We start from the raw sequence: 17,402 nt of genomic DNA on the forward strand, positions 1-17,402 counted from the left end.
GTCCCTCCTTCGGTCCGCTCGGTGCGTCAGCTGCGTCAGCCCTCTTCAGGGCCGTTGTCCTTCTCCTCGGCGGCCTCGGACTCGTCCTCCGCCTTGCCGGTCTGCGCGGCGCCGGGCTGCGGCTCGGCTACGGCCACCCGCGCGGGGCGGATGGTGCGCTCGCCGATGCGGTACCCGGGCTGCAGGATCGCCACGCAGGTCGTCTCGGTGACGTCCGGCGCGTACGAGTGCATGAGGGCCTCGTGGATCGTCGGGTCGAAGGGCTCGCCCTCCTTGCCGAACTGCTGCAGGCCCATCTTCGACGCGGCGGTCTCCAGCGACTCCGCCACCGACTTGAAACCGCCGACGAGTTCACCGTGTTCCCGCGCGCGGCCGATGTCGTCGAGCGTGGGCATCAGCTCGGTCAGGAGGTTCGCCACGGCGACCTCCTTGACCGCGATCCGGTCGCGCTCGACCCGGCGGCGGTAGTTCTGGAACTCGGCCTGGAGCCGCTGGAGGTCCGCGGTGCGCTCTTCGAGCGCCTTGCGCACCTGGTCCAGCTGGGCCGTCAGACCGGCGATCTGTGCACTTGCGTCCCCTGCCGGGGCCGCCCCCTCCCCACTGCTGGAGGGGGAGGCGGCCTGCGGCTCGGCGTCGTCGGGGGTGGCGCCGGAGGGGACGTCGGGCTTCTCGTCGAAGCCCGGGGTCTCCTCCGTCACGCGGCACCGTCCTTGCGCTCGTCGTCCACGATCTCGGCGTCCACCACGTCGTCGTCCGCCTTGGGCGCCTCGGCACCCGGGGCGTCGCCGCCCGCGGCCTGGGTGGCCTGGGCGTCGGCGTACATGGCCTGGCCGACCTTCTGCGAGACCGCGGCGACCTTCTCGGTGGCGGTGCGGATCTCGGCGGTGTCCTCGCCCTTCAGCGCGGCCTTCAGCTCCTCGACGGCGGCCTCGACCTCGGTCTTGACCTCGCCGGGGACCTTGTCCTCGTTGTCCTTGAGGAACTTCTCCGTCTGGTAGACGAGCTGCTCGCCCTGGTTGCGGGACTCGGCGGCCTCGCGGCGACGGTGGTCCTCGTCCGCGTACTGCTCGGCCTCCTGGCGCATGCGGTCGACCTCGTCCTTCGGCAGCGAGGAGCCGCCGGTGACGGTCATCTTCTGCTCCTTGCCGGTGCCGAGGTCCTTGGCCGTGACATGCATGATGCCGTTGGCGTCGATGTCGAAGGAGACCTCGATCTGCGGGACACCGCGCGGGGCCGGCGGCAGACCGGTCAGCTCGAACATCCCGAGCTTCTTGTTGTACGCCGCGATCTCGCGCTCGCCCTGGTAGACCTGGATCTGCACGGAGGGCTGGTTGTCCTCGGCGGTGGTGAAGATCTCGGACCGCTTGGTCGGGATCGTGGTGTTGCGCTCGATGAGCTTGGTCATGATCCCTCCCTTGGTCTCGATACCGAGGGACAGCGGGGTGACGTCGAGGAGCAGGACGTCCTTGACCTCGCCCTTGAGGACACCGGCCTGGAGGGACGCGCCGATGGCGACGACCTCGTCCGGGTTGACGCCCTTGTTGGCGTCCTGGCCGGCGGTCAGCTCCTTGACGATCTCGGCGACGGCGGGCATCCGGGTGGAGCCACCGACGAGGACGACGTGGTCGATCTCGTTGATGGAGATGCCGGCGTCCTTGATGACGTTGTGGAACGGCGTCTTGCAGCGCTCCAGCAGGTCGGCCGTCAGCTGCTGGAACTGGGCGCGGGTGAGCTTCTCGTCCAGGTGCAGCGGGCCCTCGGCGGACGCCGTGATGTAGGGCAGGTTGATCGAGGTCTCGGTGGAGCTGGACAGCTCGATCTTGGCCTTCTCGGCAGCCTCACGGAGACGCTGCAGAGCCATCTTGTCCTTGCCCAGGTCCACGCCGTGACCGGACGCGAACTGCTTCACCAGGTAGTCGACGACCCGCTGGTCCCAGTCGTCACCACCGAGGTGGTTGTCGCCGTTCGTGGCCTTCACCTCGACGACGCCGTCGCCGATCTCCAGGAGGGACACGTCGAAGGTGCCGCCACCGAGGTCGAAGACGAGGATCGTCTGGTCGTCCTTGTCGAGGCCGTACGCCAGCGCCGCGGCGGTCGGCTCGTTCACGATGCGCAGGACGTTCAGGCCCGCGATCTCGCCGGCCTCCTTCGTCGCCTGACGCTCGGAGTCGTTGAAGTACGCCGGGACGGTGATGACCGCGTCGGCCACCTTCTCGCCCAGGTAGGCCTCGGCGTCGCGCTTCAGCTTCTGCAGGATGAAGGCGCTCATCTGCTGCGGGTTGAAGCTCTTGCCGTCCAGCTCGATCTTCCAGTCCGTGCCCATGTGGCGCTTCACGGAACGGATGGTCCGGTCAACGTTCGTGACCGCCTGGCGCTTGGCCACCTCTCCGACGAGCACCTCGCCGTTCTTGGCGAAGGCGACGACGGACGGCGTGGTCCTGGCGCCCTCTGCGTTGGTGATGACGGTGGGCTCGCCGCCTTCAAGAACGCTGACGACGGAGTTAGTCGTGCCCAGGTCGATGCCGACCGCACGTGCCATGGTTGATTCCTCCAGCAATGACTTGAGTGGAACGGACTCAAGTGTGCACGACACTCACCGCTGGGTCAACAGAGCTGAGTCGACCAGACTCAACTCTTATCCGTTCCTTACACGCAACTGCGCCCTGACCTGCGTGGACGCTGCACGTCGTGCCCCGTAGACACTCACTTTAAGCAGCCCGAACACGACGACCAGGGCCCCGCCCACCACCCACACGACGGCGGATTCACCGATCCACCCGTTGTGCACGAGCACCCCGACGAGCACTCCGGAGAACCCCCCGACGGCCAGGACCACCACCGCGCCCTGCGGAGTGAGCCCCAACCGCCGCAGCCGATGGGCGAGATGGTCGGGCCCGCCCCGCAGCAACGCCCGCCCGGCCAGCCGTCGCGACAGCAACACCAGTACGGCATCCGCACTCGCGACGGCGGTGAGCGCGAACAGCACCCCCGCACTGGACGCGAACCCGCGCCCGGCCTGCGTGACCACGGCGGCCGAGGCGAGCACGAACCCCGTGAACAGCGACCCGCACGCGCCGAGCGCGATCCGCGCGGGATGCCAGTTGTGCATCAGGAACCCGGTGAGCGCGGCGGCCAGCACACTGAGCAGCACCGCGAGCCCGTCCATCACTTCCATCGCGGCACAGGCCCCGACCCCGAAGGCGGTGACCACCCCCACGGTCCCCGCGAGCCCGTCGGCGTGATCGAGCCCCTTGAAGGCACCGGCGACGAACACGATCCAGACCGCGGCCAGCGCTCCACCGGGCACCCCGATCTCGCCGTACGGCACGACGCAGGCCGCCGCCACGGCCGTACCGAGGACCAGGAACCGTGTCTTCAGCCGCCACACGTCGGCGACGAGCCCGAGCGCGGCCACGGCGGACCCGGCGCCCAGCAGCCCGCCGACGCCGTCGCCGAGCGGGGCGACGCCGGTCCAGTGGCACGCCCAGGTCACCGACACGACGGCGAGCGCGACGGCGAGTCCCCCGAGCAGCGGTACCGGACGCGTCCGCCGTCTGCGGTCGACGATTCGCGCCCGCAGTGCGGGCACCCGGAGCAGTGCGGCAAGGAGGGCGGAGAGGAGCAGGGCGGTCGTGGCGGCGAGAATCCCGTAGAGCACGGATCCAAATTAGACGCAAATGTACCAATTCAGTACGAATAACACGATCAGACCGTAACAAGCTCGGGAACAAGCCCGGAGCAGGTCTTTTTAGGCAACCCTCAGCGACACACATCACCGCACGGCTGGCTACAGTGCGACGCAAGATAGGGGTAGTCTCGGTCGAACCGATTAAGTTACCGCTTAGTAATGTGCTGGGTGGTAATGCCATGACCCCTCGCAGGCCCGAGGAGCCCTGAAATGCAACTCGCCGCGATCATCGTGTCGCTGGTACTGATCGTGGTCGGTGTGGCGCTGTTCGCCCGCGCCGTCCTGCAGATCTACACCTTCATGCGACTCGGCCAGAACGTGCCAGCGGGCACCCGCACCGACGAGCCCGTCCAGCGCACCGTCACCGTGGCCAAGGAGTTCCTCGGCCACACCAGGATGAACCGCTGGGGTGTCGTCGGCGTCGCACACTGGTTCGTCGCGGTGGGCTTCTTCTCGCTGCTGCTGACGATCGTCAACGCCGTCGGCCAGCTCTTCCAGGCCGACTGGCTGCTGCCGATCATCGGTGAGTGGGCGCCGTACAACGTCTTCGTCGAGTTCATCGGCACGATGACGGTCCTCGGCATCCTCGCCCTGATCGTGATCCGCCAGCTGAGCAAGCCGAACAAGCCGGGCCGCAAGTCCCGTTTCGCCGGCTCGAACTTCGGCCAGGCGTACTTCGTCGAGGCCGTCATCCTCATCGTCGGCGTCTGCATCTTCATGCTGCACGCGCTCGAAGGCGCCCAGCACCACGTCGACGGCTACGAGGCGTCCTTCTTCATCTCGTACCCCGTGGTCTCGGCCCTGCGGCACCTGGACGTCTCGACACTCCAGAACCTCACCTACTTCTTCGCCGGCCTGAAGATCGCGACCTCCTTCATCTGGATGATCACGGTCGCCCTGAAGACCGACATGGGCGTGGCCTGGCACCGTTTCCTGGCGTTCCCGAACATCTGGTTCAAGCGGAACGCGACGGGCGAGACCTCCCTCGGCGCCCTGCTCCCGATGACGTCGGGCGGCAAGCCGATCGACTTCACCGACCCGGGCGACGACGACGTCTTCGGTGTCTCCCAGGTCGAGCAGTTCTCCTGGAAGGGCCTGCTGGACTTCTCCACGTGCACCGAGTGCGGCCGCTGCCAGTCGCAGTGCCCCGCCTGGAACACGGGCAAGCCCCTCTCCCCCAAGCTCCTGATCATGTCCCTCCGCGACCACGCGCACGCCAAGGCCCCGTACCTGCTGGCGGGCGGCGGCAAGTCGATGGAGGGCGAGGAGAAGGCGACGGAGGAGCAGCTGAAGGACGTCCCCGCGGCGGCTCTCGCGGAGGCGGAACGCCCGCTGATCGGCACCCTCGAAGAGAACGGGGTCATCGACCCGGACGTCCTGTGGTCCTGCACCACCTGCGGCGCCTGCGTCGAGCAGTGCCCGGTGGACATCGAGCACGTCGACCACATCGTCGACATGCGCCGCTACCAGGTGATGATCGAGAGCGCGTTCCCGTCCGAGGCCGGGACGATGCTCAAGAACCTGGAGAAGAAGGGCAACCCCTGGGGCCTGGCGAAGAAGCAGCGCCTGGAGTGGCTCAAGGAGGTCGAGTTCGAGGTCCCGGTCGTGGGCCAGGACATCGAGGACCTGTCCGAGGTCGAGTACCTGTACTGGGTCGGCTGCGCGGGCGCGCTGGAAGACCGCGCGAAGAAGACGACCAAGGCCTTCGCGGAACTCCTCCACATCGCGGGCGTCAAGTTCGCGATCATGGGCGGCGACGAGAAGTGCACGGGCGACTCGGCGCGGAGGCTCGGCAACGAGCCGCTGTTCCAGGAACTCGGCATGGAGAACGTCATGGCCCTGAACATGGCGTTCGGCGAGGAACTGGACGACGACGGCAAGGTCGTGGCGGAGTCCGCGAAGCCGAAGTCGGCGAAGAAGATCGTCGCGACCTGCCCGCACTGCTTGAACACCATCGGCAACGAGTACCCGCAGCTCGGCGGTGACTACGAGGTCATCCATCACACCCAGCTGCTCCAACACCTCGTCGACGAGGGCAAGTTGGTCCCGGTGACCCCGGTCGAGGGCATCATCACCTACCACGACCCCTGCTACCTGGGCCGCCACAACAAGATCTACACACCCCCGCGCGAGATCATCGCCAGCGTCCCCGGCCTCCGCAACGAGGAAATGCACCGCCACAAGGAACGCGGCTTCTGCTGCGGCGCCGGCGGAGCGCGCATGTGGATGGAAGAGCGCATCGGCAAGCGCATCAACAACGAACGCGTGGACGAAGCCCTCTCCCTGAACCCGGACATCGTCTCGACGGCCTGCCCCTTCTGCCTGGTCATGCTCACCGACTCGGTCAACGGCAAGAAGAACGACGGCAAGGCCAAGGAATCGATCCAGGTGGTCGACGTGGCCCAACTCCTCCTGGACTCGGTCAGAAAGCCGTCGGACGACGAGCCCCCGGCAGGCACCGAGGAACCGGAGAACGCCCCGGAACCCCAGCCGGTGAAGTAACCAGCCGGTCTTCTACGACGACGCCCCGCACCCTTGCCAAAGGGTGCGGGGCGTCGTCGTAGGGGGTGGGGTGTAGCGGGCTACACCCCTGATCCGGGAGAACGGTCCCTCGTGACGGCGAGCGCGCGACGGAATCGTAGAGGCAAGAGAACACGCCCCCTCCGATGCCTCCGATGCCCTCCGATGCCCTCCGAAGGAACTCCCGTGAAGTCGCTGCTCGCCACCATGAAGTCGCTCGTCGCCAACCTGCTGCTGTGGTCGTTCTTCGTCGGCGGCCTCGCCGCGAGCACGGCCTCCGGGGCGGTGCTGGACGGTACGGCGAAGAACGCCGCCACCTACACCGGTATCGCCGTCTCGCTCCTGGCCGGCTCCCGCATCGCGAAGAAGCCGAAGATCAAGGCGTTCCTGTCGAAGCGGTCGACGCTGTGGTTCCTGTTCCTCTTCAACGGGGGTGTGGCCGCGTTCTGTTACTTCTCCATGGACGGCGTCAAGGGCATCGCGACCGCGGCGGGCATGGGCCTGGTCTCCCTGGGCGCGGCGGGCGGCCTGCTGGCGAACCGCCGCGAGCCGACCACCAAGGCACGACTGGAAGAGCCCTGGGCCTGACCCCACCTCGATCGCCCCGCGTACCCCCAGCCGGAACTCCCCTCGAAGGACCCTCCCATGCCCCCGAACCGCCGCACGGCCACCCTCGCCACCACAGCCGCAGCCATAGCCCTGACTGCCGGGCTACTGACGGCCTGCGACCCAACCACCCCCGCTGCCTCCTCCGACGCCTCCAACTCCCTGACCTGCCTGCAGAACTGGAACACGATCTCCGACAGCCTCAAGGCCATCCACGACAACGAATCCATCGCCAAGATCGACGCCGACTCGGACAACACCAAGTTCAACAAGGCAGTCGACAACCTCAACAAGGCGATCTCCGACTACAACAAGTCCATCCTGAACGGCGACACCACCCCCGACCCCAGCAAGATCGACACGGCGGCAAGCCAACTCAAGAACATCTGCACGCCGTAAAACACAAGGCGGGGAAGGCGAACGCGGCTTGACACATGAACATTGGGCCACTCGCTTCTCAGCCAGTGTCGTGCTTCCACGGCCCGAGTAAAGGGCGCTTCGCTGCGCTACGCGTCGCCTTCGGCGATGGCCCTGCGGGCCACCCTTGACTAGGGCCGCTCCAGCCCGTTCCAGAAGCGAGCGAGCGGCCCGGAAGGACGGGTGGCCAAGGTGGGCGGGCCCCTGTCTGTACTGCGTTCCGGGCCGGTGCGAAGGGGCGCGCTCGCGTCTCGCCAGCACGCCGGGCTGGCTCAGCGGCTATCGGCCGGTGGGGTGGGAGGCGCGGGTGGTGACCGCCGCCTTGGGCTGATCCGGGCCGGTGCGCGGGGACGCGCTCGCGTCTCGCCGGCACGCCGGGCTGGCTCAGCGGCTATCGCCCGGTGGGGTGGGAGGCGCGGGTGGTGACCGCCGCCTTCGGCTGATCCGGGACGGTGCGCGGGGACGCGTCCGCGTCTCGCCGGCACGCCGGGCTGGCTCAGCGGCTACCCGTCGGTGGGGTGGGAGGCGCGGTGGGACTGCCCCCTCTTGGTTAGATCCGGGCCGGTGGGACGGGACGCGTTCGCGTCTCGCCTGCACGCCGGGTGGGCTTGGCGGCTACCGACCGGTGGAGGGGGAGAGAGCACGGGGGTACGGGACATGGGGGCGTGTTGCCGTCTTGCCAGTACGCCGCCTCGGCTCAGCGGCCGACCCCGGGTGGGTGGGTGGGTGGATGGGTGCTGGAAGCCGGGGGTAAATATAACCACTGTCGCGACCTTTGCCGGTTAGAAAAGACCCCAGCCTCCCTAGGGGGCAGGGCTGGAAGTCGGAAGTCGGAACCAGGAGGGGGGAGGTGGGTCCGCGAAATGTGACACTTCCGCCTTGACTGTCACATTCTGCCGACCGAGTACCCCGGGGCCCGGGGCCCGGGGAGAGCCGACCGGCAAACGGGGGGACGGCCATCGCCCGGGCCACCACCCACACCATCGCCCGGGCCGCCGCCCGGAACCGGTCCGGAGTCTCCCCCTGTCCATGCCCGTGGCCCGGAACTGCCCACCACCCGCGGCCTGTTGCCCATGACCCGATGCTCGTGACGTTGGTCCCCGTCCGGTGCACTCTGCACCCCCACCCGGAGTCCTGATGCACGCCCGAGGTACAGATCCGCAGATCACCCTCTCTCCCCCCGACCACGAACTCCCCAGCACTCCTTGCCACTTAGCCTCCTGCTCAGCAAGTCCCCGCCAGGCGGCAGCCGCTGAGCCGGCCCGGCGTGCTGGCGAGACGCGGACGCGTCCCCTCACCCCGGCCCGGAACGCAGTACAGGTGGGGGATGCGTACTTGGGCCGCCCATCCCTCGGGGCCGCCCGCTCGCTTCTCGCAGTCCTGACACTGGCCAAGAAGCGGGCGGTCCGACGGTCACGTCACGACGTACGCAAGTGGCAGTTCCGGGTAGCGAGTTGAGCCCCAGCTGTTGTCATCGCCGCACCCGCCCCGAGAACCCCGCCCGCCTCCGAAGTCACGTACAACCTTTACGCACCACGACAGGTCTCCTGATCGCCAACCACCCGTGAAGCCAGGGACAACTCCCGGCAAACATGGACGGTCCGCAACCACATCGACGCGGATGCCCGCCACGCATCCCCCGCATGCCGCAGGAGAACCCCGCATGCACCAGAAGCATCACCCGCACCTGCGTCTCGCCCTGGCGACAGCCGCCGCGGCCGCGCTCACGGGCGGTCTGCTCACGCTCTCGGCGACGACGGCCAGCGCCGCCGACTCGTTCAAGGTCGCGAAGGCCGACTTCAACGGCGACGGATTCGGCGACGTCGTGGCCTCGGCCCCCGGCGCCTATGTCAGCGGCCACGCCAACGCCGGCCAGATAGTCGCGCTGTACGGCAGCGCCTCCGGCGTGACCTCGGCCAAGCGCTCGGTCATCAGCCAGAACTCCGGCACCGTGCCCGGCACCGCCGAGGCCGGCGACTGGTTCGGCGGCGCGACCGCGTACGCCGACTTCAACGGCGACGGGTACGACGACCTCGCCGTGGCCTCGCCGAGCGAAAAGGTCGGCACCGACACCGACGGCGGCGCCCTCGCGATCCTGTGGGGCTCGGCGAGCGGCCTCACCGGCAAGAGCAGCGACGTACCGGACCCGGCCGTCTCCTCGCACGACTACTGGGGCCTGTCCCTGGCGGCCGGCGACTTCGACGGCGACGGCAAGGCGGACCTGGCGGTGGGCAGTTCGGCCGCCACCCTCTATGTCTACAAGGGCGGTTTCAGCAGCTCCACCGGTCGGCCCGGCGGCCGTTACACCGTCAAACCCCCGATCCAGCCCGGCAGTTCCGGCTACCCGTACGGACCCGAGCAGCTCACCGCCGGCGACGTGAACGGCGACGGCCGTACCGACCTGGTGGTCGACGGCTACGAGACGCAGACCGACAACGGCTGGAACACCAACTACTACCTGCCCGGCAGCGCGACCGGCCTGAGCGTCGCGGGCGTCAAAACCCTCAAGCCCGGCATCGTCACCGGCATAGGCGACATCAACGGCGACGGTTACGGCGACATCGTCACCGGCGCCGACTGGGACGCGACCACCAGCGACGGCCAGACCATCCCCGACTCCGCGAACGGCGGCAAGGCCAGCATCACCTACGGTTCCGCGTCCGGCCCGGCCTCGACCACCGGCATCACCCAGAACACCGGGAACGTACCCGGCAGTTCGGAGAAGGGCGACGGCTTCGGCTGGGACCTGGACCTGGGTGACGTCAACGGCGACGGCTACCAGGACCTCGTGGTCTCCACCCCGGCGGAGGACCTCGGCAGCGTCTCCAACGCCGGCATGGTCACCGTCATGTACGGCTCCGCGAGCGGTATCAACACCTCCACCGGCCTCCAGTCCTTCGCCCAGAGCACGGCGGGTGTCCCCGGCACGGACGAGAAGAACGACCTGTTCGGCGAGGACGTCAAGCTCGACGACGTCAACGGCGACGGCAAGGCGGACCTGATCATCGGCCAGGCCGAGGACGGCGGCGACGGAGCGGTGACCTACCTGCCCTCCACCGGCACGAAGATCGGTACGATCGGCTCCCGCGCCCTCTCCGTGACCTCGGTGGGCGTCTCCACCTCGGGCACGGCCCAGTTCGGCTCCCTCTTCGCCGACTAGGACCCGCCTCGACCTGTACTTCTTCTCCGCCGGGCCCGCGCCGACCGACCACCACGGCCGACACGGGCCCGGCCCCTGTCACCCCCTCAGGGCTCCCGCCTGACTCCCCTTAGGGGATGTCACAGCTCGGCAGCAAAGCCCCGGCCGAAAGCCCCGGCCCGGCACGTGTCTCCGCGGAACCAGGTACGTTCGATGACGTGGCTGGATTCAGGATCGGACGCGGCGGCCGGGACGGCAGGGCCCCGCAAGCGCGCCCTCAACAACCTCCGTACGGGCAGCAGGCACCCCCGGCGCCGCAGGGACAGCCGTACGGCTACCCCGCGGCTCCGCAGCCGTACCCGCAGCAGCAACCGCAGTACGGAAGTGCTGCGGGCGGCGGCCGGCAGTGGTCCCAGGGGAACGGCGGGAACGGCGCCTACGGCGACGAGCCGGAGTACTTCGGCGGCGGCGGGTACGGCCAGGGCGCCCACCCGGGCACCCCCGACCCGTACGCGGCGAACAACCCGGGCAGCACCCAGGCCTTCGCCGTAGGGGAGGACCCGTACACCCAGGGCGGTACGTACCGCGCGGGCTCGGCCCAGGCGCCCACCGGCCCGGTCGGCCCCCGCCTGCACTGGAAGGACCTGCTGAGAGGCATCGTCCTCGCCCCCCAGCAGACCTTCCTCCAGATGCGGGACTACACGATGTGGGGCACCGCCCTGATCGTGACGTTCCTCTACGGCCTGCTCGCGGTCTTCGGTTTCGACGGCGCCCGCGCGGACGCGATAAGCGCCACCCTGGCGAACGCGGTCCCGATCGTCCTGATCACGGCCGTGGCGATGGTGTTGTCGTCCTTCGTCCTGGGCGTGGTCACCCACACGCTGGCCCGCCAGCTCGGCGGCGACGGCGCCTGGCAGCCCACGGTCGGCCTCTCCATGCTGATCATGTCCCTCACGGACGCCCCCCGCCTGGTCTTCGCCATGTTCTTCGGCGGCGACGCGACCTTCGTCCAAGCTCTCGGCTGGGCCACCTGGGTAGCGGCCGGCGCCCTCCTCACGATGATGGTCAGCCGCTCCCACGACCTCCCCTGGCCGAAGGCCCTGGGCGCATCGGCGATCCAACTCATCGCCCTGCTGTCGATCGTGAAACTGGGCACGTTCTAGAGGCTCCTCGGCTACGACAGTTCCTCCGCTACGACGACGAAGGGCTCCCGGTTCACGCCGGGAGCCCTTCGTCGTCGTAGAAGATGCCTCCATGACAGACGATTCAAGGCGTCCCATGATGCGACCCGCGCGTGCGCTGCTTCCCCTTTTCCTGCTGCCAGTTCTCCTCACGGGATGCGGCTCGGACAAGAACGGCGGGACGGCTGCCGACAGCGCCGACCTCGACGCAGCCGCGCGCAGCTGGGGTGTGGCACCGGAACTCGTCTATGTCACCGAGGTCTCCGGCTACACCGTGTTCCAGGCGTCGGTCGGCGAGTACGAGGACGAGTTCGTCACCGCGTACCGGTCGGAGGAAGGTGCCAGCAAGTTCGGCCTCTTCGCAGGTCACGGCACGCTGACAGCGGAGAGCTGCCCCAAGCAGCCGCTGGGCGAGGTGACGGACAAGCCGGTCACCTGTGAGCACGACGGCGACGCCTGGTACCGCACAGCGGGTGAAAGCCACGAATACGCGGTGCCCATCGACGCCGTGGTGGTCCATCTGATCGCGGACGCGGACAAGGTCGACCGCGCCGTTCTGCGCAAGGCGGCCGAGGCGGTCCACCGCCCGGACGACAGCGAGTTGGCGGCGCTCCTGCCGACCCCCGATGACGCGGACACATGAGAGCAGGGGCCGGGTTGGCTGAGTCAGGAGTAGAAGCGCGAGAGATCCCCAGGTCACGCCCCCGACCGTCCAACCTCGGTCCCAGAGCAGTGACTCCCTGACAACCAGCGGCAGCACGTCGATCAGCCCTGTGCGCACGGGCCGGCCATGTTCGCCGACGAGTTGCACCGCGCCCGCACATCGGGACAGCAAGAGAGTCCCTCGCCGATCATCTGGCAAGGGACTCTCTCAGGGACCTGGAGAAGGCGCAGGTCAGAGCGCTTCTTTTGACGGCGTGGTCGGCTCGCCCGACCTACGTACCACTGGCAGCACACTCCACGGGAAGTTGATCCACTCGTCGGTGCGCTTCCACACGTACTCGCACTTCACCAGGGACTGCGACTTCTCGTAGACGACCGCGCTGCGGACCTCGGCGACGGCGTCGAGGCAGAAGTCGCGGACCAGTTTGAGGGTCTTGCCGGTGTCGGCGACGTCGTCGGTGATCAGGACCTTCTTGTCGGAGAAGTCGATCACGTCCGGGACGGGCGCGAGCATGACGGGCATGTCGAGGGTGGTGCCCACGCCCGTGTAGAACTCGACGTTCACGAGGCTGATGTTCTTGCAGTCGAGGGCGTAGGCGAGGCCGCCGGCGACGAAGACTCCGCCGCGGGCGATGCTGAGGATGATGTCGGGCTCGTAGCCGTCGTCGGCGATGGTCTGCGCGAGTTCGCGCACGGCGACGCCGAACGCCTCGTAGGTCAGGTTCTCCCGCACACCGCCCACGGTCACACCTGCGTCCGGTGGAAGTTGAGGAAGGAACGGGAGGCGGTCGGGCCGCGCTGGCCCTGGTAGCGGGAGCCGTAGCGCTCGCTGCCGTAGGGGAACTCGGCCGCCGAGCTGAGCTGGAACAGGCACAGCTGGCCGATCTTCATGCCCGGCCAGAGCTTGATCGGGAGGGTCGCGAGATTCGACAGCTCCAGCGTCACGTGGCCGGAGAAGCCGGGGTCGATGAACCCGGCGGTGGAGTGCGTGACGAGCCCGAGCCGGCCGAGGGAGGACTTTCCTTCGAGGCGCGAGGCGAGATCGTCGGGGAGGGTCACGACCTCGTAGGTCGAGGCGAGCACGAACTCGCCGGGGTGGAGGATGAACGGCTCGTCGCCCTCCGGCTCCACCAGCCGCGTCAGATCCGCCTGTTCGACGGACGGGTCGATGTGGGGGTAGCGGTGGTTCTCGAACACCCGGAAGTAGCGGTCGAGGCGCACGTCGACACTCGACGGCTGCACCATGGATTCGTCGTAGGGATCGATCCGGACCCGCCCGGCGTCGATCTCGGCCCGGATGTCCTTGTCTGAGAGAAGCACGCCCCGAGGATACGCAAGACGCGCGGACCGACCACAATCGGACGGACCCGCGCGCCAGCGACTACCGCGATACCGCTGCTGATACCGCTACTTCTCCTGCCGGTTCTACGGCAACTGCTACTGCTACTGCTGGTTCTACGGTTACTGCTACTGCTTCTCCAAGGTCACCAGCACCACACTCCGGAGCCGGGCACACCGCGGACACCGCACGAGTCGGCCGGGGCCGAGCCGCTCCGCCTGCTGCATCGGGAACGAAGCGGTACTGAACACGTGCCCATCGGCACATCGGACGACGGTGCGCTCCATCAAGTCCATGAGTCCCTTCCCCAAGAGCCGCGCCCGACTGCTGCTCGCCGGACGCCAAATGCCACATTACGGGATGAAAGGAACGACTCTCCAGGCGGCACTCCGGTCCCACCCAGACCCTCTTCCACGCCTCCACCGTACGCCCCAACTCCGGCCCACCGCAGCCGCGTCCGCCCTGCGGAACACAGCCGGGCCCCCATGGCCTCAGCGCCGGGGAGCGGACATGCGGTACAGTGACGGGGCGTTCCGACACCGGTTCAACCGGCGTTTTCGCGGGTGTAGTTTAGTGGTAGAACATCAGCTTCCCAAGCTGAGAGTGCGAGTTCGATTCTCGTCACCCGCTCCAACACGAACCCCCAGGTCGATGACCCGGGGGTTGTTTGTTGTCTGGACCAGTGGGCGGGGTGCGCACCACATCCGCACCATAAGGGCGCTGCTGCAGATCTCTAACGGTGCGCGTTACGCCAGTTCGTGGCGTTTGGTGTGGGCCGCGCTATTCCGGAGGGATGAAGTATCCCGATGGCGGTGGGCCGACGAGCCGGCTCGGCGCGAGCAGGTCCGGCTCGCAGCCGCTGCTTGATCGAAGCAGGGGCCAGTGACGGGGAGGTGGCCCGGCGGCTCCGGGTAGGCGGCCCAGGCCCGAGGCCGCCGGAAGGCTGTCCCTTGGGCCGCTGCGGCCAACCCCGGTGGTACGGGTCACTGCCAGGCACCAAACATGTCTCGATGGCTGCGCTGATCTGCACCAAAGCCGACCGCCGACTGCCGCTGATCTATCGCATCCACCTCGACCGCAGCCCCGCCAAGGGCCGACGCAAGGGCTTCATCGAAACCGACTGCGGCCGCCTGCTGGATGCCGTACACCAGACAGCTCGGCGGCCCCGTCGTCCTGGTGCGGGACAACTTGAACACGCACGTCAGCCGCACCACGCGGGAGCTGATCGCGGCCCGGTTACGGCTGACCGTCTACCAGCTGCCGCCGTACGCTCCCGAGTTCAACCGGGTCGAGGGCGTGTGGTCGCACCTGAAGAGGTCACCGGCCAATGTCGCCAAACACAACCTCGACCAGCTCACCATGCTGGTGAAGACCCGGCTCAAACGGATGCAGTACCGACCCGGCCTCATCGAGGGCCTCGTCGCCGAGGCCGAACTCGACCTCCAACCGCCGTCACCCAGCCCTTGACGATCTCTAGCTGCTCGGCGGGCGCGTCCGCTGCCTTTTCCGCTCCACCAAGTAGCCGACCGCGGTTGTGCCCAGTAGCACCAGCCCCATGAAGACCCCGCTGAAGAGCCAACTGACCGGAGTGCCTTTCGCTCTTTCCATACTCCAGAAGACCACCGCCAGCACGCCCCAGGACGTACACAGGTGCGCAAAGGCCCGTCCGAGGCCACCAGTGCGCGGACGGTGCGCAGGCAGACGGGCGGCGGCGCCGTAGCCGACACGCTCGTAGTGCAATTGAGTCAGGCGCTCCAACCGCAGAAGCAGTGCGAAGAACAGTGTGAACCCAGCGCCCAACAAGACCGCTTGCAAAAAACGCCCCCCATCGGTGAACGCCCCGAAGGTCGCGCCGCCCAGCGCCGCGAGCGGCACGGACAGGACAGCCGCGGAGCGCAGTGGGCGGCTGGTGACACGCACCGCGATGGGCGCCGGAGGCCCGTACCTCGCGCCCATGCCGAGAGAACGATCGGCTTTCAGGACCGCCGTAAGCAGCAATATCTCCGCCTTCCGCAATACCTGCAGTACCCGCTTCATAGGTCCCTCGCACGTCGACGATGCCAAATACACACGATGGACCATCCGCAGGGCGGCAAGGTTGCCGTCGCTGTGCGATTCAGTCGGCCGCGGCCGCCCAGCAACCGCACGCCACCACGTACGCATGACGCCGAACCCCCGCTGCCAGTGCAGGGGGGTTCGGCATGCAGTATCGCCCAGGCTTCAGCGAGGGACTCGTAGCCAAGACCGGACTCGACTTCCGACCGCTAACCCCAGCCCTCAAAGATCCCTAGCTGCCAGTGGGCTTCTCCTTGTGGTGCGAGCGGTCGTCGACGTGATGCTTCGCACGTTCGACGCGGACCATGTCGTCGAGTCCGGCGGCCAGGTCGCGCTGCCGCTCCTCGTCGGAGTGCTGATAGGTCAACGCGGCCTTTTCGGAGGACTGGCCGGCGCGCACCATCGTGTCCTTGAGAGTGGCGCCCGAGCGGGTCGCGAGTGTGTGTCCGGTATGGCGGAGGTCGTAGAAACGGAAGCCCTCCGGGAGGCCGACGACCGTACGGGCCCGACGCCACTTTCGGCCGAAGGAGGTGCGGCGGAAGGGGCTCCTTTCTCGCCGACGAAGAGCAACCCGTCCGCGTCACGCTCGACGGCCCGTCTGGCCGGCACCTGGCAGGAGAAGCCGTGCCGCATCAACAGCTTGCGCACCCCCTGCGGGGTGTAGCTCTTGTGGAACCGACGGCCGATCACGGTCTTGATCCGCGACAGCGTCCACCGCTGGTCCGGCCAGCCGTGCGCGACCGGCCCCTTCGCCAACTCCCGCTCCAGCTGGGCGAACTGGGCCTCGCCCAACCGGGGCACAGAAGCAGCTCCCGCTGACCGCAGGGCCCGCGGACCTGCCTTGTCCCATAACCTGCGCCACCGCTGGATGGACCGGACGCTGACCCGTAACTCCTTCGCGATCGCCGAGCTCGGCTCACCGGCAGTGAACCGTTCGGCGGCCATCATGCGAATGCCCTCGCGGAACTGCCGGCGTTCGTCCGACAGTCCACCACCCTGCGCGTACCTCATGACAACGACGTACCGCGAGGATCAAGCCCTGTCAGCAGCTACGACAACCCAAGTTCAAGCTCAGTACCCACCAAGCGATTGACTCACCCGGTGTTTGCGGGATGGCTTGTAAAAGGTGCGTGCGCCACAGGGACCTCACGTCGTTCGACGAGCGCCTGCACTCGCCGCACCAGCCCAGCCGAGGGCCCATGCATCGTCCGTCACGGGCTGGCCGTCGCGGCTTACTCTGCTCGACGACACAAGCCAGTAGCGTGGCTGAGGCCGGTGGGGGTGCAGCGAGGCATATGCGTGCGTGGTTGGTCGGCGCACCCGCCGTCGTGGCGTACTGTCGTCTGCTCAGGCTCAGACTGGGCGCGCTGAAGGTGCCGACCGTCGGGCGAGCGCGGCGAAGCTGGGCCGTCCCTGGGGGGAGGTTGCGTGCAGGCCGTACCCGAGTTGGGCGTTGAGACCCTGCGAATCCGGCTTCACCGGCGTGCCCGCCAGGTGCCGTAGAGCCCGACGACGGCGCTGGTGATGACCGTGAAGCCCGCGTCTCCGACTGCAAGGTACACGGTCGCGGTGACGCCCAACAGGGCAACCAGGGCCGCCAGATCCACCAGCCGGCGCTTCTGTGATGTCTCCTCGGGCGCCTCGGAGGGTGCCGATGTGGGGCCGTTGGGGGCAGGGTCCGCCGTGCGGTTGGTGTCGTCCATGACTACAGAAGACCGGTACGCACGATCGGGGAGAAGCGGACCGGACGGGCTCGCACCAACCCGTATGCCGACAGTCAACGACTGTACGACT

At 68.1% G+C, this 17,402-nt stretch carries 14 protein-coding genes, 1 tRNA gene and 2 pseudogenes; 8 read left to right on the forward strand and 9 right to left on the reverse strand.

Annotated features, from left to right (window positions below):
- Window positions 1–35: 35 nt before the first annotated feature.
- The 3 genes from grpE to OG226_RS24310 form a co-directional block, all read right to left on the reverse strand.
- Window positions 36–698, reverse strand: a complete 663-nt coding sequence (grpE, locus tag OG226_RS24300) for a nucleotide exchange factor GrpE (RefSeq protein WP_328680987.1) — start codon at window positions 696–698, stop codon at window positions 36–38.
- Complete coding sequence (dnaK, locus tag OG226_RS24305) at window positions 695–2,539, reverse strand: molecular chaperone DnaK (protein WP_328680990.1); 1,845 nt, start codon at window positions 2,537–2,539, stop codon at window positions 695–697. The genes grpE and dnaK overlap by 4 nt, the downstream gene beginning before the upstream one ends.
- Window positions 2,540–2,635: 96 nt before the next feature.
- Window positions 2,636–3,658 carry an MraY family glycosyltransferase gene (locus tag OG226_RS24310; RefSeq protein WP_329350008.1) on the reverse strand — a complete coding sequence of 341 codons (1,023 nt, stop codon included), beginning with the start codon at window positions 3,656–3,658 and terminating at the stop codon, window positions 2,636–2,638.
- Between the two features lie 240 nt (window positions 3,659–3,898).
- On the opposite strand from OG226_RS24310, the gene OG226_RS24315 reads away from it, so the two are divergent.
- The 6 genes from OG226_RS24315 (at window position 3,899) to OG226_RS24340 (ending at window position 12,194) form a co-directional block, all read left to right on the forward strand.
- Window positions 3,899–6,190, forward strand: coding sequence for a (Fe-S)-binding protein (locus OG226_RS24315; protein WP_329350009.1), 2,292 nt, complete (start codon window positions 3,899–3,901; stop codon window positions 6,188–6,190).
- Between the two features lie 204 nt (window positions 6,191–6,394).
- Entirely contained in the window at window positions 6,395–6,796 is a 402-nt protein-coding gene (locus tag OG226_RS24320) for a hypothetical protein (RefSeq protein ID WP_328680994.1), read from the forward strand.
- A gap of 57 nt (window positions 6,797–6,853) precedes the next feature.
- Window positions 6,854–7,213 (forward strand): hypothetical protein, encoded by a 360-nt coding sequence (locus OG226_RS24325; protein ID WP_328680995.1) that lies wholly within the window; start codon window positions 6,854–6,856, stop codon window positions 7,211–7,213.
- A gap of 1,681 nt (window positions 7,214–8,894) precedes the next feature.
- Window positions 8,895–10,391 carry an FG-GAP and VCBS repeat-containing protein gene (locus tag OG226_RS24330; protein WP_328680996.1) on the forward strand — a complete coding sequence of 499 codons (1,497 nt, stop codon included), beginning with the start codon at window positions 8,895–8,897 and terminating at the stop codon, window positions 10,389–10,391.
- Between the two features lie 116 nt (window positions 10,392–10,507).
- Complete coding sequence (locus OG226_RS24335; protein WP_328680997.1) at window positions 10,508–11,533, forward strand: Yip1 family protein; 1,026 nt, start codon at window positions 10,508–10,510, stop codon at window positions 11,531–11,533.
- Window positions 11,534–11,624: 91 nt separating this feature from the next.
- Entirely contained in the window at window positions 11,625–12,194 is a 570-nt protein-coding gene (locus OG226_RS24340) for a hypothetical protein (protein WP_329350010.1), read from the forward strand.
- 252 nt (window positions 12,195–12,446) lie between these two features.
- On the opposite strand, the gene OG226_RS24345 is transcribed toward OG226_RS24340, so the two are convergent.
- Both OG226_RS24345 and dcd read right to left on the reverse strand, forming a co-directional pair.
- Window positions 12,447–12,956 (reverse strand): phosphoribosyltransferase, encoded by a 510-nt coding sequence (locus OG226_RS24345; protein WP_328680999.1) that lies wholly within the window; start codon window positions 12,954–12,956, stop codon window positions 12,447–12,449.
- A gap of 2 nt (window positions 12,957–12,958) precedes the next feature.
- On the reverse strand, window positions 12,959–13,534 hold the full coding sequence (dcd, locus tag OG226_RS24350) for a dCTP deaminase (RefSeq protein ID WP_318017687.1): 576 nt from the start codon (window positions 13,532–13,534) through the stop codon (window positions 12,959–12,961).
- A 578-nt stretch (window positions 13,535–14,112) separates the two neighbouring features.
- Between dcd and OG226_RS24355 the strand changes: the two genes are divergently transcribed.
- Both OG226_RS24355 and OG226_RS51590 read left to right on the forward strand, forming a co-directional pair.
- A tRNA-Gly gene (locus tag OG226_RS24355) sits at window positions 14,113–14,186 on the forward strand.
- A gap of 284 nt (window positions 14,187–14,470) precedes the next feature.
- Window positions 14,471–15,020, forward strand: a pseudogene (locus OG226_RS51590) (transposase); the annotation flags it as partial.
- 6 nt (window positions 15,021–15,026) lie between these two features.
- Here OG226_RS51590 and OG226_RS24365 read toward each other — a convergent pair.
- The 4 genes and pseudogenes from OG226_RS24365 to OG226_RS24380 all read right to left on the reverse strand — a co-directional run bounded on the left by OG226_RS24365 (window position 15,027) and on the right by OG226_RS24380 (window position 17,311).
- Entirely contained in the window at window positions 15,027–15,590 is a 564-nt protein-coding gene (locus tag OG226_RS24365; RefSeq protein WP_329350012.1) for a hypothetical protein, read from the reverse strand.
- A 250-nt stretch (window positions 15,591–15,840) separates the two neighbouring features.
- Window positions 15,841–16,008: a hypothetical protein gene (locus OG226_RS51595; RefSeq protein WP_443066908.1), complete on the reverse strand. Its 168-nt coding sequence runs from the start codon at window positions 16,006–16,008 to the stop codon at window positions 15,841–15,843.
- 172 nt (window positions 16,009–16,180) lie between these two features.
- A pseudogene (locus OG226_RS24375) lies at window positions 16,181–16,619 on the reverse strand (winged helix-turn-helix domain-containing protein); the annotation flags it as partial.
- 464 nt (window positions 16,620–17,083) lie between these two features.
- On the reverse strand, window positions 17,084–17,311 hold the full coding sequence (locus OG226_RS24380; RefSeq protein ID WP_329350013.1) for a hypothetical protein: 228 nt from the start codon (window positions 17,309–17,311) through the stop codon (window positions 17,084–17,086).
- Window positions 17,312–17,402: the final 91 nt, after the last annotated feature.

This window comes from Streptomyces sp. NBC_01261, assembly GCF_036226385.1.
Taxonomy (GTDB): domain Bacteria; phylum Actinomycetota; class Actinomycetes; order Streptomycetales; family Streptomycetaceae; genus Streptomyces.

What these genes read in the sequence shown, in the direction of transcription:
- dnaK (WP_328680990.1), bottom strand. Translation starts at nt 2,539, where the DNA reads ATGGCACGTGCGGTCGGCATCGACCTGGGCACGACTAACTCCGTCGTC.
- OG226_RS24315 (WP_329350009.1), top strand. Translation starts at nt 3,899, where the DNA reads ATGCAACTCGCCGCGATCATCGTGTCGCTGGTACTGATCGTGGTCGGT.
- OG226_RS24325 (WP_328680995.1), top strand. Translation starts at nt 6,854, where the DNA reads ATGCCCCCGAACCGCCGCACGGCCACCCTCGCCACCACAGCCGCAGCC.
- OG226_RS24330 (WP_328680996.1), top strand. Translation starts at nt 8,895, where the DNA reads ATGCACCAGAAGCATCACCCGCACCTGCGTCTCGCCCTGGCGACAGCC.
- OG226_RS24335 (WP_328680997.1), top strand. Translation starts at nt 10,508, where the DNA reads ATGTCACAGCTCGGCAGCAAAGCCCCGGCCGAAAGCCCCGGCCCGGCA.
- OG226_RS24340 (WP_329350010.1), top strand. Translation starts at nt 11,625, where the DNA reads ATGACAGACGATTCAAGGCGTCCCATGATGCGACCCGCGCGTGCGCTG.
- OG226_RS24365 (WP_329350012.1), bottom strand. Translation starts at nt 15,590, where the DNA reads ATGAAGCGGGTACTGCAGGTATTGCGGAAGGCGGAGATATTGCTGCTT.
- OG226_RS24380 (WP_329350013.1), bottom strand. Translation starts at nt 17,311, where the DNA reads ATGGACGACACCAACCGCACGGCGGACCCTGCCCCCAACGGCCCCACA.